25 protein-coding genes and 1 pseudogene are annotated in these 25,504 nt (G+C 50.8%); 8 read left to right on the top strand and 18 right to left on the bottom strand.

The window, feature by feature from the left end; all coding sequences use genetic code 11:
- Positions 1-84 precede the first annotated feature (84 nt).
- The 4 genes from SK39_RS14845 to SK39_RS14830 all read right to left on the bottom strand — a co-directional run bounded on the left by SK39_RS14845 (position 85) and on the right by SK39_RS14830 (position 4,999).
- Complete coding sequence (locus SK39_RS14845; RefSeq protein WP_048217129.1) at positions 85-1,671, bottom strand: membrane protein; 1,587 nt, start codon at positions 1,669-1,671, stop codon at positions 85-87.
- Positions 1,672-1,680: 9 nt separating this feature from the next.
- Positions 1,681-2,895, bottom strand: coding sequence for a YaaW family protein (locus tag SK39_RS14840; RefSeq protein WP_048217128.1), 1,215 nt, complete (start codon positions 2,893-2,895; stop codon positions 1,681-1,683).
- Positions 2,879-3,877: a helix-turn-helix transcriptional regulator gene (locus SK39_RS14835; RefSeq protein WP_048217127.1), complete on the bottom strand. Its 999-nt coding sequence runs from the start codon at positions 3,875-3,877 to the stop codon at positions 2,879-2,881. The genes SK39_RS14840 and SK39_RS14835 overlap by 17 nt, the downstream gene beginning before the upstream one ends.
- 687 nt (positions 3,878-4,564) lie before the next feature.
- Positions 4,565-4,999 carry an inovirus Gp2 family protein gene (locus SK39_RS14830; RefSeq protein WP_053069597.1) on the bottom strand — a complete coding sequence of 145 codons (435 nt, stop codon included), beginning with the start codon at positions 4,997-4,999 and terminating at the stop codon, positions 4,565-4,567.
- Here SK39_RS14830 and SK39_RS14825 point away from each other — a divergent pair.
- Positions 4,998-5,978 (top strand): IS5-like element ISKpn26 family transposase, encoded by a 981-nt coding sequence (locus tag SK39_RS14825; protein WP_032637327.1) that lies wholly within the window; start codon positions 4,998-5,000, stop codon positions 5,976-5,978. The two genes, SK39_RS14830 and SK39_RS14825, sit on opposite strands and share 2 nt — an antisense overlap.
- Positions 5,960-6,178, top strand: a complete 219-nt coding sequence (locus SK39_RS27875; RefSeq protein WP_476578684.1) for a hypothetical protein — start codon at positions 5,960-5,962, stop codon at positions 6,176-6,178. Before SK39_RS14825 ends, SK39_RS27875 begins: the two co-directional genes overlap by 19 nt.
- A 9-nt stretch (positions 6,179-6,187) precedes the next feature.
- Here the strand turns inward: SK39_RS27875 and SK39_RS27870 are convergent.
- From SK39_RS27870 to SK39_RS14810, 4 genes and pseudogenes are all read right to left on the bottom strand, one after another.
- Positions 6,188-6,286, bottom strand: a pseudogene (locus SK39_RS27870) (inovirus Gp2 family protein); the annotation flags it as partial.
- Between the two features lie 313 nt (positions 6,287-6,599).
- A complete protein-coding gene (locus SK39_RS14815) occupies positions 6,600-8,009 on the bottom strand; it encodes a YfjI family protein (protein ID WP_048217126.1) in 1,410 nt (469 codons plus the stop codon).
- A gap of 136 nt (positions 8,010-8,145) precedes the next feature.
- Positions 8,146-8,382, bottom strand: a complete 237-nt coding sequence (locus tag SK39_RS26010; RefSeq protein WP_048225626.1) for a helix-turn-helix transcriptional regulator — start codon at positions 8,380-8,382, stop codon at positions 8,146-8,148.
- A gap of 106 nt (positions 8,383-8,488) precedes the next feature.
- Positions 8,489-9,490 (bottom strand): hypothetical protein, encoded by a 1,002-nt coding sequence (locus SK39_RS14810; protein WP_048217125.1) that lies wholly within the window; start codon positions 9,488-9,490, stop codon positions 8,489-8,491.
- Between the two features lie 233 nt (positions 9,491-9,723).
- Here SK39_RS14810 and SK39_RS27155 point away from each other — a divergent pair, with 233 nt between their 5' ends.
- Positions 9,724-9,882 (top strand): hypothetical protein, encoded by a 159-nt coding sequence (locus tag SK39_RS27155; RefSeq protein ID WP_121540470.1) that lies wholly within the window; start codon positions 9,724-9,726, stop codon positions 9,880-9,882.
- Here the strand turns inward: SK39_RS27155 and SK39_RS14805 are convergent.
- The 7 genes from SK39_RS14805 to SK39_RS14775 all read right to left on the bottom strand — a co-directional run bounded on the left by SK39_RS14805 (position 9,879) and on the right by SK39_RS14775 (position 17,231).
- The gene (locus tag SK39_RS14805) at positions 9,879-10,493 is read right to left on the bottom strand and encodes a Fic/DOC family protein (protein WP_048217417.1); all 615 of its coding nucleotides are present in this window, start codon (positions 10,491-10,493) and stop codon (positions 9,879-9,881) included. The genes SK39_RS27155 and SK39_RS14805 overlap by 4 nt on opposite strands.
- Before the next feature lie 4 nt (positions 10,494-10,497).
- On the bottom strand, positions 10,498-11,814 hold the full coding sequence (locus SK39_RS14800) for a tyrosine-type recombinase/integrase (RefSeq protein ID WP_048217124.1): 1,317 nt from the start codon (positions 11,812-11,814) through the stop codon (positions 10,498-10,500).
- Positions 11,815-12,278: 464 nt separating this feature from the next.
- Entirely contained in the window at positions 12,279-12,602 is a 324-nt protein-coding gene (locus SK39_RS14795; protein ID WP_001573898.1) for a DUF1889 family protein, read from the bottom strand.
- Between the two features lie 109 nt (positions 12,603-12,711).
- On the bottom strand, positions 12,712-14,526 hold the full coding sequence (locus SK39_RS14790; protein ID WP_048217123.1) for a diol dehydratase reactivase subunit alpha: 1,815 nt from the start codon (positions 14,524-14,526) through the stop codon (positions 12,712-12,714).
- Positions 14,527-14,536: 10 nt separating this feature from the next.
- Complete coding sequence (locus SK39_RS14785) at positions 14,537-14,965, bottom strand: diol dehydratase small subunit (protein WP_048217122.1); 429 nt, start codon at positions 14,963-14,965, stop codon at positions 14,537-14,539.
- Positions 14,966-14,967: 2 nt separating this feature from the next.
- A complete protein-coding gene (locus SK39_RS14780) occupies positions 14,968-15,552 on the bottom strand; it encodes a propanediol/glycerol family dehydratase medium subunit (RefSeq protein WP_003024724.1) in 585 nt (194 codons plus the stop codon).
- 11 nt (positions 15,553-15,563) lie between these two features.
- Complete coding sequence (locus tag SK39_RS14775) at positions 15,564-17,231, bottom strand: propanediol/glycerol family dehydratase large subunit (protein ID WP_048217121.1); 1,668 nt, start codon at positions 17,229-17,231, stop codon at positions 15,564-15,566.
- A gap of 392 nt (positions 17,232-17,623) precedes the next feature.
- Here SK39_RS14775 and SK39_RS14770 point away from each other — a divergent pair, with 392 nt between their 5' ends.
- The 4 genes from SK39_RS14770 to SK39_RS14755 are packed head-to-tail and all read left to right on the top strand — an operon-like array spanning position 17,624 to position 20,139.
- Complete coding sequence (locus SK39_RS14770; protein ID WP_003024730.1) at positions 17,624-18,052, top strand: GlcG/HbpS family heme-binding protein; 429 nt, start codon at positions 17,624-17,626, stop codon at positions 18,050-18,052.
- Positions 18,053-18,074: 22 nt separating this feature from the next.
- Complete coding sequence (gene dhaT / locus SK39_RS14765; RefSeq protein ID WP_003024734.1) at positions 18,075-19,238, top strand: 1,3-propanediol dehydrogenase; 1,164 nt, start codon at positions 18,075-18,077, stop codon at positions 19,236-19,238.
- Between the two features lie 16 nt (positions 19,239-19,254).
- Positions 19,255-19,608, top strand: a complete 354-nt coding sequence (locus SK39_RS14760; RefSeq protein WP_003841450.1) for a glycerol dehydratase reactivase beta/small subunit family protein — start codon at positions 19,255-19,257, stop codon at positions 19,606-19,608.
- Positions 19,609-20,139 (top strand): cob(I)yrinic acid a,c-diamide adenosyltransferase, encoded by a 531-nt coding sequence (locus tag SK39_RS14755; RefSeq protein WP_003841452.1) that lies wholly within the window; start codon positions 19,609-19,611, stop codon positions 20,137-20,139.
- Here SK39_RS14755 and dhaR read toward each other — a convergent pair.
- The 3 genes from dhaR to SK39_RS27585 all read right to left on the bottom strand — a co-directional run bounded on the left by dhaR (position 20,117) and on the right by SK39_RS27585 (position 23,683).
- Positions 20,117-22,042 carry a dihydroxyacetone kinase operon transcriptional regulator DhaR gene (gene dhaR, locus SK39_RS14750; RefSeq protein WP_003841455.1) on the bottom strand — a complete coding sequence of 642 codons (1,926 nt, stop codon included), beginning with the start codon at positions 22,040-22,042 and terminating at the stop codon, positions 20,117-20,119. The genes SK39_RS14755 and dhaR overlap by 23 nt on opposite strands.
- Positions 22,043-22,133: 91 nt before the next feature.
- A complete protein-coding gene (locus SK39_RS14745; protein ID WP_048217120.1) occupies positions 22,134-23,231 on the bottom strand; it encodes a glycerol dehydrogenase in 1,098 nt (365 codons plus the stop codon).
- 29 nt (positions 23,232-23,260) lie between these two features.
- Positions 23,261-23,683 (bottom strand): hypothetical protein, encoded by a 423-nt coding sequence (locus SK39_RS27585; protein WP_231385724.1) that lies wholly within the window; start codon positions 23,681-23,683, stop codon positions 23,261-23,263.
- Positions 23,684-23,791: 108 nt separating this feature from the next.
- On the opposite strand from SK39_RS27585, the gene SK39_RS14735 reads away from it, so the two are divergent.
- Positions 23,792-25,450 (top strand): glycerone kinase, encoded by a 1,659-nt coding sequence (locus tag SK39_RS14735; RefSeq protein ID WP_003846233.1) that lies wholly within the window; start codon positions 23,792-23,794, stop codon positions 25,448-25,450.
- Positions 25,451-25,504: the final 54 nt, after the last annotated feature.

The following is a 25,504-nucleotide window of genomic DNA, read 5'->3' as shown; positions in this document are numbered from 1 at the left end:
AATTTGGTACAAATCAAACTCTTTTGCAGTGTATGTTTAAAACACCAATTCTCTGCGTATAACTCCTCGGTGTCTTTGATGTATTTAGACAGGTTCCGGGTCCGATCCCAACAAAGCCTGTAAACGCGCATCGGCCTGCGCCCTGCCGTCCTGTAACATCGTTAGTACTGCATTGTCTTCCTGCTGGTGCTGCGCACCAAACAGATCTAATCGATCAAGCATATAGACCGTTAATACGGTACCAAGGCCGGTGACGCACCCCGTCAGCACAGCCACTAGGGTAGTGATCAGCCCACCGGGAAGAACGGTAAACATCGCGCCGAGAGTTTTGCTGAGGTGCTCTTCAAGCAGTACGCCACCAATGACGAATGCGCCGCTGAAGGCAATCTTCAGCCCTGCATCTAGTGCTTCAGCACGGCTTGTACCCTCTGGTCGCATCAGTACGGTTTTGGCTGCGCGGAACAGCGAAAAAACCCCTTCGCGGATCATTCGCACCAGGTTGCGAGCAGTTGTGAAGAAGGTGTTGATCAGCGTTGTCATCAAGTTACTAATGATTCCGCTAATGGCCCCGTCACGAAACGCCGTTAGCACGTTGCGCCAGTTATCGAGACAACTCTTGGCCACCCGCCCAGCACGGATTTTTAATGCCTCCCAGACATGCTCCTGATCCACTCCATCACAAAACCCGTTATGCCAGCTGTCGTGAACTTCCAACAACAGGCCGTCGACAAAATCCGTCAACACCAAGCCAATCGCCTGCTGTAGGCCCATTTTCCCCGCTTCTACAGCGCTGGTTTTCAGTAAATATGCACCGAATTTCGCACTACCGTAGTAGCCCCAACGAAGACTGCTTTCATACTGCTTGCGCGCCACTTCATCCAGCTCGCGCAATTTTTCCTGATCGACGGCGTTCTGCTGTTTGTACTTCTCCAGTGCGTTCTGATCTTTTTTGCTCAGAGGCTCATTTTTGGCTTTCTCTTCCAACCGGGCAATTTTGGAATCGCGATCGGCGCGGTTTTTGTTCAACCAAGCGATGTACTCCTCTGCACTCTTTTGCAACTTCGATTCATTGATCGAGTGGTGCGTCTGATGCAGATTGGTTTTGTGGTTCGCCAGATCAGCTCCATTTGCTTCCGCCAGCCAAACCGCAGGGTCGTTATGGATTGAGGCGGCAGAAATAAGGTGATCCTGCTCCGCATCGGTATTCCTGCTCAGTGCCTGTCCGGTATAGGCATCCACTGCTTCGCCTGCATCCTGTTTTTTACTGTTTTCGGCGTTGGTCTTCTTGTAGTTGTCGTGCTTATGGTATGGATCACTGTTGTACTTACCGCGGCTTTCATAACGCACTTGCTCCTCTTCCGTGGCATACACCCCGGAGCGAACATTATGAATGGTATCGACATTCCCCCCCACCTTGTCCCATGCAGAGACAATACTCCCCAGCCCAAACGGACCAATAATGCTATGCAGAAGACGCTGTCGGCACTCAGCCAGCATCAATGTTGTTTGTTCCGTGCGCCACTTCTGTTGATACTGCCGAACTTGCTGATGTGCCTGCCAAACACTGACATCGGATACTGTAACGACCTCTTTTGTTGGTGATGGTATGAGCTCTCTTGTCTGTCGTTGACGCTGCTGGTTCAGACGCAATAAAAGTGTTTTTCTGTCCATAATCTCCCCTTAAAACACACCTGCACGCTGGCTAAATGCCTCACGAAGCACCGCCATTAGCTCAGCAGCCTCAGTTTCCTGAATACCTAACTCGAACGCCTGTTCAAGCGCAGTGTGGATATCAGGCGGATTGGCAATAAGACGATTAATTGTGGCTTGTAATATCGAGGAAAGATGCCCGCTCATCATCCCCAAGCAGCAGGTTTCGATATCGCTACGCACGTCAGACGGCGCGATACCTTCCTCTTTAGCACAAGCAAAGGCAACAGCCAGCATTGCCTCACAACGTTTTTCAAAACGCTGAACTTCATCCATTTGTTTGAGGACCTTATCTGCATACTCTTCCGTCGTCTGCTGTTGCCCGGCCACTACTCCCTGCTCAAACGCCATATTGCGCTCACGCCTTACACTGGCTGCAGTAGAAAGTCCTACCATACGAAACATGTTCGCCACCCAGCTGTCAGCATCTTTCTCATCCTGCCAGCGATGATACTCCCACCAAACTTTATCGGCTTCCGCCGTAGCGTGAATCCGTTGGCGAAGTAGTGCTACCTGAACCACTGCAGGAATCGTAACGCGAAACGCTGGTCCCGCCAGGTCTAGGGCAGTCCATAGCCCAGTAATCACCCAGCCAATCGGCCCCAAGAAAGAAGCTGCCCCTCGCGCAGCCACAAACGAGGCTGCGGACATCACCACCGTCCGTCCGAGCAGTTGGCTGGCAAAGACGTTGGCAATTAACGATGCCAAGAGCAAGCTTGAGAAGCGGCTAGACTGCAACTGCGTCATTAATTTTGCTTCTGGGAAAAGCATCGTACTACCCTGAGTAAGATCCATTTTTTCAAGCAGATTTTTGCGTTGAGCTTGGTCCATATCCGACCAAGCCTTGCGAGTAATCGCCGCCAGCACAGCCAGTTCGATAAGGTCAACGCCCCAGTCCTTCTCGTACGTCGCGTCAAGCTTGTCCGCCACATCGATCACCACGGTTTTCCACTCAGGGCCACCGCCGCGAAACAGATTGACGACGGTATTTCCGCCAAACTCGCACAGCTCGTGGGCAATCAGATCGGCATACTGACTGTGTGCCGGGCAATGGGTTTTATAACGTGCTTTACTCTCAATGCCGCTGCTGAACGCCTTCGTGATGTATTCCACCAGCGGGGCCAATTCGCTATCCGATGCGTTGCTTAATACTGGCAGCAGTTGACTATCACCTGTACTCATCATTATTTTCCTGTTCTGTACTAACATCGTCTATGTCGCGTTTAATGTTACTGATGGTGTTACCAAAGGTTGCAAGAAAGCCATCGAGCATCGGACTGTCAACAACCGTGACGCTAAAGCGCAGCCGCCCGTCGTCAAGCTCGCTGACCTGTTGGTCGGATGAAAGTGGCGATTCCAGCAAAAGTTGCGCCCGCGCGGTTTCAAGCGTGAAATGAATTCGGATATGTCGCCCTTCGCCGAATCCGAAACGCCCGTCATCGTCGTAACGTTTGAGGTTAAAATCCGTGGGGCGGGAAAAGTGAAAGGTACTGCAGACCGCCGAGGTAATGCGGTTCAGAGCCAGGCTGCGCTCGTTATCGTAGCCTTTAAAGCGGCAGACCAGATACAGCCGCGAGCCCTGTTGAGCCAGCCCGAGGGGCATCACCTCGACCTGACGGCGAGTACCGTGCGCATTGCTGTAATCAATATTCAGCCAGCGGTTGTAGTAAAGCGCTTCACTAACCGCGTCAAACACGCCTTCCTGGATCACTGGCGGTAGGAGTGGCTGGCTGGCAGCGACTACCCGCACCTTCTGCGACCATTCCCGCTCTCGCTGCGCCTGCTCGCTGTGGCTAAGAGTGTGTCCCGCTTGGCTAAAAAATGGCGAAAATGAAGCCGTCAGATGTGCGGGTAGCAGATGCTTTAAATGCGCCTGCGCCATCTGCATCAGCAGCGATTCTGCTGGCGATAACTGCGCCAAGCTCAGGCCTCGCGAACCTACCCGCCATCGCCAGCCATAGGGGCGGCAGCGATCATCACACTCCAGATCGAAGTGTTGGCTCAGGCGTTCAAGCTGGCGCTGAATGGTACGCACATTACGCTCAATACCTGCATCCATGAGTTGTTGATGCAACTCATGGGCAGTAATGCGCTGATTACGCGGAATACGACGCAACAGCTCAAGAGCAAAAAATGTGGTATCAACGCTGTTTGTTCGCTTTGGCATTACGGCTCCTGTAGCAGCACCCTGAATGCGTAACGCATTTATACATATCAGATTTATCGGCAATGGCCGTCAATACTTAACCAATTTATTCCCCACCAGATAATGAGCTGAGTATGCCAGATGCACGCGACAAACTATGTCGCAGTAATAAAAAAATCAGTGGAAAGACACGACACGGTTATTGGCCATTAAGCACGTTTTTGGCTGACATAATGCCATACGATATACTGGTGCTTAAAAATGAGAATATGCGTGCTCTGAGAGAATAATTATTAACCACTAAGATCCGTATCGGCATGTGGAAAGATTTCAGCGAATCACTCATGTCAAGCCTACTTGGCGGGTCAAACACCACCATCCCGACTTGCTGATTGTCGCGAAATAGCCTCTTCGGTCAGGCTTTCGTCCTATATAGTTCGTATCTATACCAAACCCGCTAAAGCAACATTCCTGACTCTGCAACCTACTCTATTGGGTCACAAAGAGAATATTCAGTAGGACAGTAAAAGTCATGGGGAGAGTGATGAGCCCTACCCTGAGACGCTATGGGTTAATCTCAACACTTTCGAATTCTTGGTCGATTAAAATTTATACCGGCGCGATGTTCAAAGTATTAAAAACTTCCTTTTTTGAATAAAAAAAATCAGGCCCTTTCACCATAAAAAAGGCCTGACCTGTAAAAATAAATTATCCTCTACTACAACCGAAGTTCCTGTCACCCTCACCAAAGACTTTGGTATCGAGTTTTGTCATGTAATCCAGTCGGTTAAGAAGATCATAGTAAACCTCAACATAATCAGGATCATTGACCTCCAGCATATACCTGCAGTTGTCAGGAAAATGGACGAGGTGTGGGCAATCTTCAAACGTCAAACCCAGAGCGCTGTACCAGGCTTTCATGATCATCACTCCCAGGCTGTCTTCGTATTTAAAATCACCTAAATGGTAATAGGCATGTTTATTGAACAACAGACAGATATGAAAGTGGCACTTACCCAGCAGCGTAAATTCTCTGACCCAGATATTACGTAATGTATTCGGGTGTATTCTAGGGAAGGTGCGAACAAGTTCCTGATATGAGATCATCATATTCATCCGGAGCGCATCCCAGAGGGACATCATGAGCCATCAACTCACCTTCGCCGATAGTGAATTCAGCACTAAGCGCCGTCAGACCCGAAAAGAGATTTTCCTCTCCCGCATGGAGCAGATTCTGCCATGGCAGAATATGACCGCTGTCATCGAGCCGTTTTATCCCAAGGCGGGCAATGGCCGACGGCCCTATCCGCTGGAGACCATGCTGCGTATTCACTGCATGCAGCATTGGTACAACCTGAGCGACGGTGCCATGGAAGATGCCCTGTACGAAATCGCCTCCATGCGCCTGTTTGCCCGATTATCCCTGGATAGCGCCCTGCCGGATCGCACCACCATCATGAATTTCCGCCACCTGCTCGAGCAGCATCAACTGGCCCGTCAATTGTTCAAGACCATCAATCGCTGGCTGGCCGAAGCAGGCGTCATGATGACCCAAGGCACTTTGGTGGATGCCACCATCATTGAGGCACCCAGCTCTACCAGGAACAAAGAGCAGCAACGCGATCCGGAGATGCATCAGACCAAGAAAGGCAATCAGTGGCACTTTGGCATGAAGGCCCACATTGGTGTCGATGCCAAAAGTGGCCTGACCCACAGCCTGGTCACCACCGCGGCCAACGAGCATGACCTCAATCAGCTGGGTAATCTGCTTCATGGAGAGGAGCAATTTGTCTCAGCCGATGCCGGCTACCAAGGAGCGCCACAGCGCGAGGAGCTGGCCGAGGTGGATGTGGACTGGCTGATCGCCGAGCGTCCCGGCAAGGTAAAAACCTTGAAGCAGCATCCGCGCAAGAACAAAACGGCCATCAACATCGAATACATGAAAGCCAGCATCCGTGCCAGGGTGGAGCACCCGTTTCGCATCATCAAGCGGCAGTTCGGCTTCGTGAAAGCCAGATACAAGGGGCTGCTGAAAAACGATAACCAACTGGCGATGTTATTCACCCTGGCCAACCTGTTTCGGGTGGACCAAATGATACGTCAGTGGGAGAGATCTCAGTAAAAACCGGAAATAACGCCAGAAATGGTGGAAAAAATAGCCTAAATAGGCTGATTCGATGTGTTTGCGGGAAAAAAATCGGCCCAGATCCGCGAAATTTTAATCAGCGAGTCAGCTTGGGAAGAAATGACCTGCTTATTCGCACCTTCCCTAGTACCGTCACGCATTCTGCGCTCCTCACTGGCGCTGAGCGTTGCTTTTAGAGCATTCAGGAAACGGGAGATCGCGCCAGGTTCCTGATTATGAAAGCAGGAGATGGTATCACCTCTATCCAGGATCGGTGGGTAATGAAGATCTACCCGCAATGCCATTGTACGAGGGTATTGCCTGATGGAATTGTTTAAGGTCTGCTCAATTTGAACTTTATAATCAAAAACATGATCACCATGAGTACCATTATATAATTTCATAAAATATCCATTTTTTTAATAGCCCTGCGATAACACAGGGCTATATTAGTGGTTGTTGATTGATGTTCTACTTAAAAGAGATAAATATAATACCTTTCCTACATTTAAATTAAGGCAAAAGCACTCCCCATCAGTAATGGCTGATTAAAAATAACTCTGCAATAATATAATTGAATTGGTGGGGACTATCTGATTTCTACATCTTATTACCTCATTAAGTTACATCTAGTAAATCAACAGGCTGAATAAAAACAGTCTTTCCTTTTTTATAGGTCTTTATTCTACCTTGAGAATAAAGCATACCTAATAACTCTGTCGTTTTTTTGTTATCCCTAAAGCGATTAGGACCATATTGCTGTATGGTGTTTTTCCTGATGTATGGCAAAAGATTTTGGCTGCAGTAATTTTTCACCCACCAGTACAATTCATCAACATCTGTATTTACCATCATCGATTCCTTAGGTTTAGAAAATAGATTAATGTGTTCATTTGCATACCACAGGCTGACCGCTATGGCAGCTTCCACGGCAACAAGGGATATATCTCCTTTATCTTCGTTGAAGTAGTGCAACAAAGCGGCGATTCTTGCCATATTTTCAGCAACCTTGGATGCGTAATCTTTAAATTCTGAAAGATTGCCGATAATCCCCATTTCTGATTCAATTCGATTATAAAATTCAATCCATGCCAGTTCTGCTTCAGAAGAAAAATGCAAACAAATTCGTTCTCCCTGACTAATCATACCTTCATCAACGATCTCCATTAATCGTTTGTGGAACACCGGTAAATGTTCACTTGAAACAGTCGGGTTAGTTATTTTCCTCTGCCCTTGTGTTGAGTAGGGATGACTAATCAGGGTACGAGCAAAAAAACCTATCCCTTTTGCTATCTCACCTTTCTTCTCGATATACCCATCCATGACTATAGGCTGAACCATCAGAGATAGTGTCAGTCGAGCATCTTTTATTAATCTCTCTGGTTCATTTTTCCTTTCTACTGAGTAAGTTGATCCATCCCACATTTTATTAATGAGTGGTAGCTCATTTAACGTATAACCATTAAAAATACTCCCTGCCTCATCTGACATCATGCCAACTGATCTTTTATGCCCACAGAGATGCTCTTTTAGCGCCGCAGGTGTCACATCGTTAAATATCCACTTGTGCCTGACGGGTTGTACAGGACAACTGGCTTGCAGTATTTTCAAAGACTCACGTGTATCTGATGGGTCTTTACCACGGCGAATTTCTGATTTCAGCTTTGACATCAAGGCCTTTTCTTCAGCCGTGAAGATCTTTACGTTATTTTGCCAGTTAATGAACTCCTGCTTATATTGCTCAAAAAGTTGCTCTTCTCGTTGATACAGCGGCTTCATTAAAAGCTTACTAACTGTACTTTTCCTTTCCCCTGACTCCGCAATTGTCACGATAAACAGTGATACAGGGCTACGCAGATTATTCAGCCTGCAGACATCAATCTGGTTCTGACAAACCAGAGAAATCACACCAAGCATCTCTGCTGCAATTAGAGGAAGTGGAGCTTGAGTTTGTTGCTCTGCCTCATAAATTGCATGCCCGATTCTTGCTGGAAACAGATGTATAGGAAATGTTTGGTTCCCTGACATAAAACACCTCATGATCAATTAGTGTCGAAAATACCTTCGCTTAAGTTGCTATTCCGCTATTAATAGTGGAAATAGCAAGATGCATTTCCGACCATTAGATAAAAAACAAAAAAAATGATAAAAAAATTTCAGACTCTTAGCGTTCATTGATCCAACAGAGCAGGTCACTTAATAACCAACCACAGGATTTCAGACCAATTGACTTGCGTTGAGGAAACTTACCTGACCGTTCCAGTTTCCAGGCTGTTGACCGAGAAATGGACGTGATATACTGACGTTCCTTTTCCCGCACCAGGCGGTCACCTTTCTCTCCGTAATCTCGCAATATCTGTAGTCGTTTTTCTGCTGGTGGGGGGGTAAATGTTGTATTCATACTGCCTCCTTTGTTTCAGTGAGTGCAGCATGAATCAGTGCGAGTGTGGAGAAAAGCTGAGGAGCTCTTGCTAAGGCTTTATTAAGCTTTTAGCAAGAGGTATTTTTTACTTTGATTTCATTAGGTTAACAGCCATTTCCGTAGTAAATACAATATTCCATTTTTTAGGTGATGACCTGACAAAATCGTTTAATATTTGGGCTACTCTGGATGATGTTTTAGTAATGTCGTTGTCTTTACAATAAATCGTGATTAAACACGAAGCGATTTTTGAATGCTTAGGATTATTTTTGTAAGGCTTATCCCTTTTTCCTGATGTTTCTTCAAGGACTTGTTTTATGGTTGTTTGCTCAACATTAATTTCATTAGCTGAAAGAATTGTGCAAACATTGGAACAAGTCACATGACCATTGACACTAAACATTTCATTTATCAGCAGCACCATTGCGATTCTGTTATAAGGTGGATCATATTTTTCTATTTTATTTTCTTCATTAGAAGAAAACAGACTCCGTAATATTTGGCATCCTGAATTGGTAATGTAGAACCGCTCAAAAGAAACATAAATATCGTTATTAAAGTTCAGATAATCCTTGTCATCACGACCAAAAACTCTAACCTCTCCCGGGGTTTCACCCCACAATTCATTAGCATTTTTAAGATTATAATTATCCGTTACTAAATGAGTGGTACTCGTAGGTTGTAGTCGCCAAAAGCCACTTGCATATCCATTGTAAATATATTTATAAAATCTACTCCCACTAAAGTTTGGGTGCTCATTTATTTCTGACCGGTCACAAGGTATAAACTTCCTAACGGAAGATTGAGGTTCTTTTTCATTTTGGTAAAAATCCTCAACAGTCCTGATATTATAAGTATCATAGCGATATTCTTTTTTACTAGCATAACGAATTATTCGGCAGTATTCTGAACGAAGATTAACATAGAGGCTGATTTTATCATCCAGCCATGTAGATATAATATCCTCCAAGCTCACTTTAGATTTTTTCGAGAACTCGTCAGCACGAAAAAAAGCATCAGGGATATCGAACTCCTCAGGAATATTAAACAACTCAGAAGCATCAAAAAAATCGGAGTTACTTGTCATTTATCACCACCAATACATTGACCTTATAAATTACAAAGGATTGTATCAAGGTAAAGCGATGAGTTTAAAAGCTATTTAATGACAAGTAAGTATTTTCATCATCTCAAATCAAGAGATGTACAGCGCTACTCTATGAACGATGCAAGTATTCACCGTTGTCCCCCTATTGATAGCAGCCTTGCAGGCAGTTCCCATCCGAACTAGAATCATGGCAGCAAAACGAGGCTTTCACGATGACAAAAAAAACAGTACACAACCAGATCACTAAAACGCAAATCTACCGCGCCGTAGCCAGCTCCACCGCGATCGAAACTGGTGTTTCCGTCCATAAAATAGAGCAACAACTGAAACAAAATCAGGCACAAGCGAAAGCCGTGGGCCTCGCCCGTTAATCTGGCAAGATATCATTCACCAGTTGCATCATAGGGCTGTAGTTCCCTGATACGCCTGCCTGTATTGCCTTGAAGTAAAACTCCTTGTGCTCATCCCACAGGCTGTAGTCAAGTAAGCCCTTCCCCGCCAGAACCGACAGCACATCACAAAGTAGTCGCGACAGACGCCCGTTACCTTCTCTGAATGGGTGGATCAAAATAAACTCCACATGGCATTCAGCCAGATAAGTGACCAGCTCCGAACGAGCCAGAGATTTAAGCTCGCCAGACCGAGCGAGAAACTGCTTCTCGAAACCATCAAGAAGCAGAGGAATCCTGTCGGCAGCAGCAAACTGGAAGCCATCCTTAGTTAGGTTGGCATTACGCAGCCTCCCCGCCCAGTCGTACACATTCCCCAGCCATTGACGATGCCACCTACTGATGTGCTCAAAAGCCAGCGCCTCAGGCGGCTGGCTCTCAATAAATAGCTGTTCATACAGCATCAGCAGCAGGCCAGACTCCAGCGCATCCATTTCCTGCTCATCAATAATCCCCAGCTTATTGGCAAGTACCAGGTCACCAGAACCAGGCTGATAGCGCTCTTCTGCAGAATTAAGCTCATATTTTGACAAGCTATTACCTCCGCCCAAACAAGTTCACAACGTTGTTTTCCTGCTGCCGCTGATAGTTGTTAACCCGATCTTCCCAGATCTCAAGCGCCCTGCGCTTTTCAGTCAGGTAATCATAACGGTCATAGTGTTTCGAGCTAACGTCGTTCAAAGCGTGGTTCTGGATACGATCGCGGATCTCTTTACTGATCCCCGCCTCCCCCATCAGCGTTTTACAGGTGCGACGTAAATCTCGCGCCGTGAAAACTTTAAACTCAGGATTAAAAGCCCGGAAATACATGATGGAACGCGCCAGACTATCGGTACGCACCGGTCGTTCGCCGTTGGTCGAGAGCGGGAAGATATAGGGACTGTTACTTTCCTTAGTCAGTTCTTTCACTGAGGCTAATTCACTTAATGCCGATTCAGTCAGCGGGATCAGGTGCTCCCGTTTGTTTTTCGATACATCGGCAATGACCAGGAGCGTCTTTTGCTGCCAATCAATCGCGCTCCACTGACTGGCAATCATTTCAAACGGACGCTGCCCACCAGCATAAACACAGAAGCGAATCAGATGCTGCATCAGTGGCCCAACGTTAGTTGCCTGAGCGAACTGCTCCATGACAAAACGTAGCTCTTCCAGCGTTAACCATGTATCACCCACTTTTTCCGCCGAAGACTGTTTTGGTATGGCCGATACCGGATTTACTTCAAGACCGAACGTAATACCCACGCTGGTATTCATCGGATCGTTATCGGCTTTTAAGCCGTAGTTAAATGCTGCCATCAGATACGAGCGAATCCGGTTAGCATGCACCACCGCATCACGCTGGATAATGCCCGAGAGGATGGTTTTGATCTGCAAAGGTGTTACATCCTTCGCTTTGGTTTCTCGAGGGATAACCGTGTAGCACTCTTTTTCAAGACGCTTCAGGACATCGGCCCAGGTCCGCTTGTTGTCGAGCTTCATCTTGTTAACGTAGCCATGCACCAGTTCTTCAAACGATCCTTGAGAACGATGGATCTGCATGATGTGCTGTTCGGCCAGGCGCTGTTGCTCAAGCTCTTGCTGGGGCTCTTTTCCTTCAACAAGCCAGGCACCATACTTTTTCGCCAGCTCATTGGCCGTCACCAATTTCATCTCAGGCCAGATGCCCAACTGGATGAACTTCTCTTTCTTCCCTTTCTCAACGTAATAACGAAAATAAAAAACTTTGCTGCCTGAAGGCTGAACTTTAACGCCAAGCCTGCCAGTACCACGTTGAGCGCTGTTACTCCACACGTAGTACGCCGTGCTTTTTGTCTTCAATCCACGTATAGCAGTCTCGGTAAGATTAGCGGCCATGAGTTTACCTTTCTAAGGATAAGCGTTACCTGACCCGATGCCCATTTCGGGTCAGGTAACGGGTCAGGTAAGGATAGTACAATGAGGAAATGAGAGAACCAATCAGAAACAAAAATAACTTCATAACTAATTGATTATAGACAATTAAAAATACGAATAGAGACAATGACGAACAATTAAAAACATGCCAATTTTATGACTCATAATCGCTTGGTCGCTGGTTCAAGTCCAGCAGGGGCCACCAAATTTCAAGGACTTGCGAGAAATCGCAGGTCCTTTTTGTTATTGGAAATATATGCAATTGTTGGCAAAGCCAATAATTGGATGGCTCTGAATGCGTAGCGGGGGATGGCGTGGGAATAAGGATATATCACGCGATACGCCAGCCCATATCGCTGGCATTCCATTTGGACGCCGCCATCCCGAGATGGAAACGTCCGTTAGAGTTTGATTCGATAGTCAGCTCACACTAGCTCTTTGAGCTGCTCCTGCATATAGGTTGAAAAATACTCTGGGTTCTTGATAAGGATGCGGTTACCGGAGGCAACTTTTTCTGCCCATCCGGCCACTTTTTTCGTGAACTCGGGATTCCATCCCTCCTGCTCACCCCGTGCCATCACAACTTCCGGACTCGCTGGCACACCTAAGTCATGCAAATACTTTAAGATTCCCTTAGCGGTGCTTTCATCCATTGAATGGGGTACTGACGCCGAAGTGTTCATACCACCAATAAAATCCAATGCTTTCTCAATTGCTGTTGGCATGCTCTTATCCTTAAAATTAACCACGTGAGAGACACATTTATACTATGTACCCAACTCCGCCGGGATATCAAAGAGAACATCGCCTTTATTTGACTTACCCCGCAGCTAAACGCTTGTGCGGCTGTTTTCTGCGCTATTTTTTTGCATCTCCGGCTAAAACCAGTCCGGTTGCCACCGCATTACGCGGCCCTTCGGTACCTCGAATATTGCCCTGCCCGGCGACAACGCCGTAATGCGCCAGCGCATCGGTGATCATCTGCGGGATTTCGAAATCCAGCGAGGAGCCGCCCACCAGCACTACAAAAGCAATATCGCGAATGGAGCCACTGGGTGAAACCTGAAGCAATGCGCGCAGGCAGTTGGTCACAAAAACCTTCTCTTTGGCCTGTCGGCGCACCAGACGAATTTTTTCCAGCGAGGTGAGGTTATCTACCGGGATCAGCTCCCCCTCTTTCAGATACACCACTTTGGCGAAGACTGTCGGGCTGAGCGGTTCGCGGAAAAACTCTACCGCGCCGTTCTCATGGCGAATACTGAACAGGCTTTCCACTTTTGCCAGCGGGTATTTTTTAATCTCCTCCGCCAGAAACGCATCGTTTAGGCCCAGCTCAGTTTGAATTAACAGGCTGACCATATTTCCTGCACCGGCCAGATGCACCGCTCTCACTACGCCGTCGCTATTGATAATGGCGGCATCGGTAGATCCTGCTCCTAAATCGAGGATCGCCAGCGGTGCGGCGCATCCGGGCGTTGTTAGCGCCCCCGCTACGGCCATGTTGGCCTCCACGCCGCCAACTTCAACCGGCGTGTTTAACCGGGCGCTCAGCTCACTGGCGATGGCCTGCATCTGTAAGCGATCGGCTTTCACCATCGCCGCAATGCCCACGGCGTTCTCCATTGAACACTCTCCGGCGATGCCGCCCTGCACCTTACGCGGAATAAATGTATCGACCGCCAACAGATCCTGAATATGCACCGTGTTCATTTCATGACCGGTCAGCGAGGCCATCACCTTTCGCACCCGCTCCAGCATGCCGCCTGCGTGCGTACCAGCTTCCCCACCAATATCGCGCACGGGCGCGCAGGCGCTCATCGCCTGCATAATGGCCTGCGCGCCTTGCGCTACGTCGGCTTCACCGCCACGCTTTTCACCACGGATAAAGATCTTACCCGCCGGGATCACTCTTGATTGCACATCGCCCTGCGGGGTTTTCAGCACCACGGCGGAACGGTTGCCAATCAGCGCTCTGGCGATGGGGACGATAGTTTGCGTTTCCTCGGGCGTCAGGGCAAAGAAGGTCGCAATGCCGTAAGGGTTCGACAGCACCCGCACCACCTGCCCGGCGGCCGCCACTTCCACCGCCGCCAGAACACCTTCCGGCACCTTCTCCAGCAGAGTGACTTCATCAACCACCGGCATTGGCCGATGCAGGCGATTATTCACCAGCACGCCATCATCTTTTTTCAGGATGGCCGCCACCACATTGACGCCGCGATCCAGCGCTTCATTGATAAACCAAACCGCCTCAAGGAAATCCATCTCCTCACCTACCAACGGGATCCAGCCCTGGGCAAATCGATCCTCGCTCAACGCCGCCAACTTCTCCACGGCGATGGTGGTTCCCATACCCACGCCAACGCCACCGGGCGTTTGCGGGTTATGGCCAATCATCGTCGATTCGGTAATGATGGTTTCAGTGATGGTTTCCATCGCCACATCGCCAATCACCGGTGCGGCCTCGTTGATGCAAATTTTTGCTACGTCCTGCAGCGACCACGGCGTGTTATTCAGCGCCTGCTGCAGGGACGCGACTACCCCGGCGATATTATCCCGCGTGCCTTTCATACCGGTCGTGGCGACAATCCCGCTGCCGATAAACCGGCCATCCTGCGCCAACGCCACTTCGGTGGTGGCGTTGCCGATATCGATCCCTGCAATTAACGGCATGCTGCCTCCGTCACTGGCTGCCTTTACGCAGCTTATTTCTCTGCTGGTATACCTCTGCCGATTCGCGGACAAACCTGGCGTTCACCGTGGCATGCCATGTGTGTTCCAGTTCATCGGCAATGGCCTGCAACTCGGCGAACGAAGAACGAAACGGCCGCAGCGCGTTGTAGACCTCCAGAATGCGGGCATCCGGAATCGCAATCAGCTCAGCCGCACGACGAAAATTGCGCGCCACGGCATGACGCTGCATCTGCTCGGCAATCTGCGCCTGGTACTCCAGCGTTTGCTGAGAAATACGCACATCCTGCGGTCCTACGCGGCCCGCCAGCACATTCTCAAGAGTAATGTCGGTTAGCGGCTTGCCGGTAGGCGTCTGGATTTTCTCCGGGCAGCGGGTCGCTAATGGGTAATCCTGCGCAGTCATGATGTTGTCGTTCATGGTCATTCCCTTACCAGTGCAATGTGCAACGTGACAGGCGCAGCATCCTGCACCACGTGTTTGGTTTCTTTGATATGAAACAGCGCGGCCTTAGCCATAAATTTAGGGCGCACCATCTGGTCATTGACCACTGGCACCGGCGAAGGCGACTCTTTGCGTGCATATCGCGCGGCGTTTTTACCAATCTGACGATAGGTTTCCAGCGTCAGCAGCGGAGCCTGAGAGAACAGCTCGAGGTTGCTTAACGGCAGCAGATCGCGCTGATGAATCACCGTGGTTCCTTTCGACTGGATGCCAATCCCGATGCCTGAGCCACTGAGGTTTGCCGCATCCCATGCCATAAAAGAAACATCCGAGGTGCGCAGGATCCTTACTACCCGCGCATGTAATCCCTCTTCTTCGATGCCAGCAACCAGCTCTTTCAGAATAGCGTTGTGAGGCATATCAATCAGGGTTTTATGCTGGTGCTTGCCAAAGGCCGGGCCGACGCCAATCACCACTTCATCCACGCGTTCATCCGCGTTAGCCGCCTCGCCTTCGCTCACTTGTAAGGTGAAAACCGGCTTACGTTCAGTTGTGCATTCCACAGTGTTCCGCCTTATTCGATCGAGCCGGGCTGAACCACGCCCGCAATATTTTTAATTTCCGCCCAGCGTTCGGCACTGATGCGATAGCCGGTACCAGGTCCCTGATAATCATTGATGTCGTTGACGGCGCTGACGACGTCGAACTGGCGATCCAGAATGGCCGACGTTTGCAGGTAATCACCAGTAACACGCTGTCTCAGCATATTGAGGATATTGCTGGCGATATCTTCAAAACCGCTGCAACTCAACGCGCCGACGATATCCAGCCCGGTGATATTACGCTTCATCATCTCTTCCACGGCCGCCAGATCCTCCACTACATTGCGCGCAGGCATATCTTTGCTGCCGTGAGCATAAGTAGCGGCTTCCACTTCTTCATCGCTAATCAGCGGCAAGCCCAGTTCGCGGAACACCGCCTGAATGGCGCGTGCAGCCTTATTGCGTATAGCGATGGTTTCTTCTTCAGTCACCGGACGCAGACCGCCGTCAACCATCAGATCGCGTTGCAGGATGTTGTAATCATCGAAGTCTTCAGCGTCGAAGTTCGACCCGGCAAACATGTTGTCGTAGTTGGGTACCGCGCTGTAACCAGAGAAAATAAAATCGGTACCCGGCAGCATCTGCATCAGGGTGCGGGCTGTACGGCGAATATCGGAGTGAGAAAAGGTCTGGTCATTGGCGGAGGCCACTTCAAGGTCGAGCATTGAGGCAATCAGGTTTTCCGCCAGCACCGCGCGGATCCCCGAAGGCACAGCGCCGGTCATGCCGATACAGCTGACCGCACCGTTTTGCAGCCCCTGTACGCCCGCGCCTTTAGTGATAAAAATGCAGCGCGACTCCAGATATAGCATCGATTTACTTTCGGAATAGCCCATCAGCGCTTCCGAGCCAGTGCCGGAGGTGTAGCGCATCTTCAACCCACGCGACGCATAAGCCGAGGCGAGAAACGCTTTGGACCACGGCGTGTCATCACCGTCGGTAAACACCGATTCTGTGCCATACACCGACACCGTTTCGGCATAACTGGTTAGCCCACGCATGCCCAGCTCCAGCTCCGTGGCCTCTTCAACAGAACATTGCGTCAGCACACCGGGACGACCGCATTGGGAACCCACCAGCAGCGCCAGGGCGTTAAACGGCGCGTAGCGGGCGATCCCGACCGTCGTTTCTTGCTCGGAAAAGCCGCGGATCCCCGCTTCAGCAGCGTCGGCGGCAATCTGTACCGGGTTATCTTTCAGGTTGGTCACGTGGCACTGGTTGGAGGGCGTGCGTCTGGCACGCATTTTTTGCAGCGCCATCATCATCTCCACCACGTTCATTTGCGCCATCACTTCCACCGCTTTCGCCGGGGTGATGGCGGTGGTAATGGCAATAATATCTTCCCGACTGACGTGGATATCCACCAGCATTCTGGCGATCTCCAGCGCGTCGAGCTGCATGGCGTGCTCGGCCTCAGCCACGTTAATGGCGTAGTCGGCAATGAAACGGTCGATCATGTCGAACTCGGCGCGGCTCTTACCGTCCAGCTCAACAATACGACCATTTTCCACCTTCACCGACGACGCTGGATCGTAGGGGCTTTCCATGGCTATCAGCCCCTCTTCAGGCCATTCGCCAATCAGCCCATCCTGATTTACAGGCCGCTTCGCAAGTACTTCGAATCGTTTTGATCTTCTCATGATTTATTGACTCAAAAGATAAAAAATAGGGACGCCGGGCCGCACTGCCGGGGACACAACACCCGTCATTCGCCTTTCATCAGCAATGGTCGAACTCTAAATGAGCAGAACAATAAAAAAATAAAATTAATTTCGTTCCAATTTGGCACCTAATAAAAACGCATCGTTTCATATTGAAACGCAATTCAGGAATATCCATCGTGAATTGTGACGAGGTTAAATGATCATTATCAATAAACGTAAAACCAGGAAGGTGAATTTAATATCTTTGAAATTTTCGCTCTATTGACTTAATAACGTGCGGCGAGAAAATAAGGTAAAGCCAATGATAAAAATAGCTGTTGCGCGATATGTTTCGTGACCTCAGCCCTACAACATTTTCAGGAGAAACTGTGAATAAGAGCCAACAAATTGCCACCATTACGCTGGCGGCTGCAAAAAAAATGGCGCAGGCCGTTGAGGCTAAAGCGCTTGAGATCAGCGTTCCGGTGGTCTTTTCCGTGGTGGATCGCGGTGGGAATACGCTGCTAATGCAACGCATGGACGATGCGTTTGTCACCAGCTGTGATATCTCTCTTAATAAAGCGTATACCGCCTGCTGTCTGCGCCAGGGTACCCATGAAATTACCGACGCGGTACAACCTGGTGCTTCGCTATATGGTTTGCAGCTTACCAACCAACAGCGCATTGTTATTTTCGGCGGCGGTTTACCTGTCATATTAAACGGTAAATTAATTGGTGCCGTTGGCGTTAGTGGCGGCACCGTGGAACAAGACAGATTATTAGCAGAAACCGCACTGAATTGTTTCTCTGAATTATAATTTAAATCTAAGAAGGTATATTATGAGCTATCGTATGTTTGATTACCTGGTGCCAAATGTGAACTTCTTTGGCCCCAATGCTATTTCCGTTGTCGGCGAACGCTGCAAACTGTTAGGCGGTAAAAAAGCGCTGCTGGTTACTGATAAAGGTCTGCGGGCCATTAAAGACGGCGCGGTAGATAAAACCCTCGCCCATTTACGTGAAGCGGGCATTGACGTGGTGGTTTTTGATGGCGTTGAACCTAACCCCAAAGACACCAACGTGCGTGACGGTCTGGAAGTCTTTCGCAAAGAGCATTGCGATATCATCGTTACCGTCGGTGGCGGTAGCCCGCATGACTGCGGTAAAGGCATCGGTATCGCAGCAACTCACGAAGGCGATCTCTACAGCTATGCCGGGATTGAAACCCTGACCAACCCGCTGCCGCCGATCGTTGCGGTAAATACCACTGCCGGTACCGCCAGCGAAGTCACCCGCCACTGCGTGCTGACCAATACAAAAACCAAAGTGAAGTTTGTGATTGTCAGTTGGCGCAACCTGCCGTCGGTCTCCATTAACGATCCGCTGCTGATGCTCGGCAAACCCGCCCCGCTGACCGCCGCGACGGGTATGGACGCCCTGACCCACGCCGTAGAAGCCTATATTTCCAAAGATGCCAACCCGGTCACCGACGCTGCCGCTATTCAGGCTATTCGCCTGATCGCACGCAACTTGCGTCAGGCCGTAGCGCTGGGCAGCAACCTGAAAGCTCGCGAGAATATGGCCTACGCCTCCCTGCTGGCAGGTATGGCTTTCAACAACGCCAACCTCGGCTACGTTCACGCGATGGCGCATCAACTTGGCGGTCTGTACGACATGCCGCACGGCGTGGCGAATGCCGTACTGCTGCCGCACGTGGCGCGCTATAACCTGATCGCTAACCCGGAAAAATTTGCCGACATTGCAGAGTTTATGGGAGAAAACACTGACGGACTTTCCACCATGGATGCCGCAGAACTGGCCATTCACGCCATTGCTCGTCTCTCTGCTGACATCGGCATTCCGCAGCATCTGCGCGATCTGGGTGTCAAAGAAGCCGATTTCCCGTACATGGCGGAAATGGCGCTGAAGGACGGCAACGCCTTCTCTAACCCGCGCAAAGGAAACGAGAAAGAAATTGCCGAGATCTTCCGTCAGGCATTCTGATAGTACAGGGGGCGCAATGTCACTTTCATCACCGGGCGTACATCTGTTTTATCACTCACGCTGGCAGGATACTCGCGTGCTTGATGAGCTGTGCTGGGGACTGGAAGAGCAAGGCGTCCCTTGTCGGGCAATCTGTTGCAACGAGCATGACTGCGCACTGGCATTGAGCAAACTTGCGGCCAAAAGCTCAACGCTACGTGTCGGTCTGGGTCTTAACGCCACGGGTGATATTGCTTTAACCCACGCCCAGTTGCCCGAGGATCGGGCGCTGATCCGTGGTCATATCACCGCCGGAATTGCGCAGATCCGCACGCTTGGCGCCAATGCTGGTCAACTGGTCAAAGTGCTTCCCTTCAGCGAGATAAAATAAATGTACCGCATCTACACCCGAACCGGCGATAAAGGCACGACCGCACTGTTTGGCGGCAGCCGTATCGACAAAGACGACATCCGCGTTGAGGCCTATGGCACGGTGGATGAACTGATTTCCCAACTTGGCGTCTGCTATGCCAGCACGCGTCAGGCCGGGCTACGCCAGGATCTGCACGCCATACAGAAAATGCTGTTTGTTCTGGGTGCGGAACTCGCCAGCGATGAGAAAGGACTCGCTCGCTTACAACAGCGTATTGGTGAAGAGGATACTCAGGCGCTGGAGCAGCTTATTGACCGTAATATGGCGCAAAGCGGCCCGCTCAAAGAGTTTGTTATTCCGGGGAAAAATCTCGCATCGGCACAGCTACACGTTGCGCGAACCCTGACGCGCCGACTGGAGCGGGTCCTCATCGCGATGAGCAGATCGCTAACGTTACGCGATGAACCCAGGCGTTATATCAACCGACTGTCAGACGCGCTGTTCTCGATGGCGAGAATTGAAGAAACTAGTCCAGATGCTTGCGCTTAAACTGGCTGGCATCAATGTCGTACTGCTTCATCTTGCGCCACAAGGTAGTGCGACCGATATTCAACAGTTGCGACATCTCCTGCACGCGCCCGCTGGTGACGCGGGCAGCATGGATAATCGCCTCTTTTTCAATAGCGGTAAACGTCAGACTAGCAGGCAGCAGTGAAGACGCCGTCTCCAGACCCGGACGTTCGGCAAACAAATAATCCGGTAGATTGCTCAGCCGAATATGGCCGTTATCACTGCTGATGGCGATGTTTTCGATAATGCTGTTCAGCTCAAAGTCATTGCCCGGCCACGAATAAGCCACCAGTTGCGCCAGCGCGTCGTCGTCGATCTTCAAACTGTATGAAAAGCGTTTTTTCAGGCTATTCAGCCGCGTAAAAATCAGCGAGGGAATACTACTGCGCCGCGCCCGCAGCGGTGGGATCACTATCTCAAAAGAATGCAGCGCATAATACAGCTGACGGCTAAAGCGGTTTTGCTCCACCAGATTGGCGAGATCAACCGTGGTGGTGGCGATCACTTTGACATCCACCGGAATCAGCCGACGGGCATCCAGGCGGGTTAATACCCCCTGCTTGATCACCTGTAACAGCGCGGATTGCAGCTCCGGCGCCAGATATTCAATTTTTTCCAGAAACAGCGTGCCGCCGTTCGCCAGTTCAAGACGGCTCAACCGGCCATTTTCATCGTCGGTGGGCGCACTGCCCATAAAATCCTGCCCCAGTACGCTGTTGGCATACAGCTGACAGTTCACGGCGATATACGGCCCGCTGGCGCGCTCGCTTTCATTGTGGATGGCCTGACTCAGCAGCTCTTTACCAACACCCTCTTCCCCGCACAGCAGGATCGGGAAACTCCCCCTCGCTGCCTGGCGTCCAAAATGGATCAAGCGGCGGGTTTCCGGATCGTCAGTCGACATCTGCTCAAAGGTGTGGCTCACCTTGCCGAGCTGGCTGGTCATCAGCTGGCGCATTTGTTCCACCGGATGCAGTAGCAGAATAAAGCTGTTGCCCTGCTCCTCAACAATCGGCTTCAGGGTAATGACTGCATCAACAAACTGATGCTGGCTTTCAAAGGTAACTTCGACGTGATTCAGACCGCGGGCATGTTTGATCGCCCGGCGCAGCAGCATGGGGAGATTGAGCAGATCGTGAATGTTTTTCCCCTGACTGGCCTGCGCATCGAGATGCAAAAGCAGCGCCGCTCGCGCATTGAGGAACTGCAATACGCCCTGTTCATTCCAGGCCATCACACCATCATCCATACTCTCCAGCAGCCCGTACATCTGGTTCAGATGGCGGTTGGATTCAGCCAGCAGGCTGTCGGTCAGCAAAGAGTTGCCGACTTCTCTGGCAATCGCCAGCGTCAGGGATAAATCAGAAACGCACTCATGTTCCACCAGACAACACAGCGAAATGGAGCCGAACAGTCGACCATGGTTATCGAAGACCGGCGTCGAGCAGAACGACCACGGATGTAGCGCCTGTTTAAAATGCTGATCGCCAGAGGTTTTTGTCGGCTGACCCGGCATCGTCGCCAGCGACAGGGCACAACTGCCAATGATGCTTTCCGCACAGTAGCTGCCGTCACGAAACCCAAGCTCCGCCAGCTGTTCTACCGTCTGCGGATCGCCGCAACGGCTGAGAATACAGGCTGATTCATCCAGAATCAGCAGCGCGCACGGGCGGCCGTCCATAAACTCCCAGGCATCTTCCAGCGCAGCCTGAGCAATCGTCAGCAACGCCGTCTTGCGACGACAAATCGACTCAAAGGTCAGTCCCTGCGCCTGATGCGGCGCCTGCCAGGTTTCCCGCTGCATAAACTTGCTGCAACGATGCCATGACTGGGCAATGACTGAAGAGACTTCCTTCCCGATGCTATGCGTGTGCGCCGTCATATCCCTTTCCGCTGTTTAACCATAGACAACCCCTCCGGCAGAAACTGTCAGAGGGAGAGAAGATGCCGGATAACAACCTACCGACGACTGATTAACGCGCCAACCACTGCTGTCCCAGCAGATCTGCCGTCAAGATAGCGGCATGTACGCTTTCAGGCGTTACCGGGAACGGCATATTGTGGATGGTTTCACCTTCTGCGCAGGTCGCTTTCGCCACGGCCATGATCTTGCCGTCAACGTCTTCTTTCACGCCCATTTCCGCTAACGTTACCGGCAGGCCTACTTTCTGACAGAAATTCAGCACGGTTTCGATCTCTTCCATCGGGCTGTTTTGCAGCACCAGTTGCGCCAGCGTACCAAAGGCGACTTTTTCACCGTGGTACAAATGGTGGCACTCTTCCAGAATCGTAAAGCCGTTGTGGATCGCATGCGCCCCTGCAAGACCGCTGCTTTCAAAGCCGATGCCGCTGAGGTAAGTGTTAGCTTCGACAATACGCTCCAGCGCATCGGTCACCACGCCAGCCTGCGCAGCAAAGCGTGCCTTCTCGCCTTCCACCAGCAGGGTATCATAGCACAAGCGCGCCAGGCTCAGCGCCGCCACGGTGGACTGTCCGCCCGCCATGCTGGTCGCTCTGGCGTCATAACAGGCTTTCGCTTCAAACCAGGTCGAGAGCGCATCGCCCATCCCGGCCACCAGCAGACGTACCGGCGCTTTGGCAATGATCGCAGTGTCCATCACCACCATATCCGGGTTTTTCGGGTAGATCAGATACTCTTCAAACTCACCGGCTTCGGTATAGATAACGGACAGCGCGCTGGTTGGCGCATCGGTAGACGCGATAGTCGGGATCACCACCACCGGCAGCTTCTGGTAGTAACCAATCGCTTTGGCGGTATCCAGCGTTTTCCCGCCGCCAATCCCAACCACGCCGCGACAACCGTGCTGTTTCAGAATGGCAATCAGTCGATTAATTTCAACATGGCTACATTCACCGTTAAAGCGTTCCGCATGGCAGCTAATGTCGTGGCTGTGCAGGCCGTTGAGTACTTTCTCTCCCGCCAGCTTCATCACGAAGTCATCCGCAATCACAAAAAAGCTGTCCGCCAGATTTTTAGCGTATTGACCAAACAAGGTGGAAGCGTCAGGACCCTGGAGATATTTGGCTGGAGATTGAATAACTTTTAGCATTCCTTTCATCCTCAAATAAGTACATGTTTTTACATGGTGAGCCCTGGCGTTAACCTGTTTGGCCTGATGCAGACGGCGAAAACGGGAGGTACCGGAGCGATGCAATAACTGTATGGCGAGGCGTGCACAAAAAAATCTTTCGTCTTTTTGTTCTGATATGAAACAGATAAAAACGGAGTACGTTCCATATTGGAACGCTTATCCACAAAAATGATAAGGTTTGCGATCCCGATCCGCTCATTTGCCACCAAATCTCCGGCACAGACGAATCTCACTTTCTTTTTTACCCACTCACTTGCCAAAAAACCGGCAAAAAAAGCCGACAGTGCCGTATCAGCTGCATTCATCGCGAGAGAAAAAAGTCGAGCGAGCTCGCATTGTGATCGTTCCTCGTTCTTTTCAGTTTCATTATGGAACAAAAAACAATGACAACGTTCCGTAATGAAACTCATTTTAACGTTGTTTTTTTCCGCGCTGACTTCGCCAGAATCTCTCTATCGCCTCCGTACCATGACCATGCTTCCGGGGGTTTGTCTTACACTCAACCTCAAGGAGCCGTTATGTCTCAATTCTTTTTTAATCAACGCACCCATCTCGTGAGCGACGTCATCGACGGTACGATTATCGCCAGCCCGTGGAATAACCTGGCGCGTCTGGAAAGCGATCCGGCCATTCGCATCGTGGTCCGTCGTGACCTCAACAAAAATAACGTGGCGGTAATTTCCGGCGGTGGTTCAGGGCACGAACCCGCGCACGTTGGGTTTATCGGTAAAGGTATGCTAACCGCTGCGGTTTGCGGCGACGTTTTCGCCTCCCCGAGCGTGGATGCGGTGCTGACCGCCATTCAGGCGGTGACCGGTGAGGCGGGCTGTTTATTGATCGTGAAAAATTACACCGGTGACCGTCTTAATTTCGGTCTCGCCGCCGAGAAAGCCCGTCGCCTTGGTTACAACGTTGAAATGCTGATTGTTGGCGACGACATCTCCCTGCCTGATAACAAACACCCACGCGGCATTGCGGGAACCATCCTGGTGCATAAAATCGCAGGCTATTTTGCCGAACGCGGCTACAACCTCGCCACCGTCCTGCGTGAAGCGCAGTACGCGGCCAATAACACCTTCAGCCTGGGCGTTGCGCTTTCCAGCTGTCATCTGCCGCAAGAAGCCGACGCCGCCCCGCGTCATCATCCGGGCCACGCGGAACTGGGCATGGGCATTCACGGCGAACCAGGCGCATCGGTTATCGACACCCAGAACAGTGCGCAGGTGGTGAACCTGATGGTGGATAAACTGATGGCAGCCCTGCCTGAAACCGGCCGTCTGGCGGTGATGATTAACAATCTTGGCGGCGTTTCCGTTGCCGAAATGGCCATCATTACCCGCGAACTGGCCAGCAGCCCGCTGCACCCACGTATCGACTGGCTGATTGGCCCGGCCTCACTGGTCACCGCGCTGGATATGAAAGGCTTTTCACTAACTGCTATCGTGCTCGAAGAGAGCATCGAAAAAGCGTTACTCACCGAGGTGGAAACCAGCAACTGGCCGACGCCGGTCCCGCCGCGTGAAATCAGTTGTGTACCGTCATCACAGCGTAGCGCACGCGTGGAATTCCAGCCTTCAGCGAACGCCATGGTGGCCGGGATTGTGGAACTTGTCACCACAACCCTTTCCGATCTGGAGACTCATCTTAATGCGCTGGACGCCAAAGTCGGCGATGGCGATACCGGTTCGACCTTTTCCGCTGGCGCGCGTGAAATTGCCAGTCTGTTGCATCGCCAGCAGTTGCCGCTGGATAACCTTGCCACGCTGTTCGCGCTGATTGGCGAACGTCTGACCGTAGTGATGGGTGGTTCCAGCGGTGTGCTGATGTCTATTTTCTTTACCGCTGCGGGGCAGAAACTGGAACAGGGAGCTAGCGTTGCCGAATCCCTGAATACGGGACTGGCGCAGATGAAGTTCTACGGCGGCGCAGATGAAGGCGATCGCACCATGATAGATGCGCTGCAACCGGCCCTGGCTTCGCTGCTCACGCAGCCGCAAAATCTGCAGGCCGCATTCGACGCCGCGCAAGCGGGAGCCGAACGAACCTGTTTGTCGAGCAAAGCCAATGCCGGTCGCGCATCGTATCTCAGCAGCGAAAGCCTGCTCGGAAATATGGACCCCGGCGCGCACGCCGTAGCGATGGTGTTTAAAGCGCTGGCAGAGAGTGAGTTGGGATAAGCCATAAGTGCCTGATGCGCTGCGCTTATCAGGCCTACGAGTGCAAAGCTTTGT

It is taken from the genome of Citrobacter sp. BIDMC107 (assembly GCF_001037575.1).
Taxonomy (GTDB): domain Bacteria; phylum Pseudomonadota; class Gammaproteobacteria; order Enterobacterales; family Enterobacteriaceae; genus Citrobacter; species Citrobacter freundii.
The sequence above is the reverse complement of the archived record's forward strand: the minus strand, read 5'-3'. Positions and strand labels throughout refer to the sequence as shown.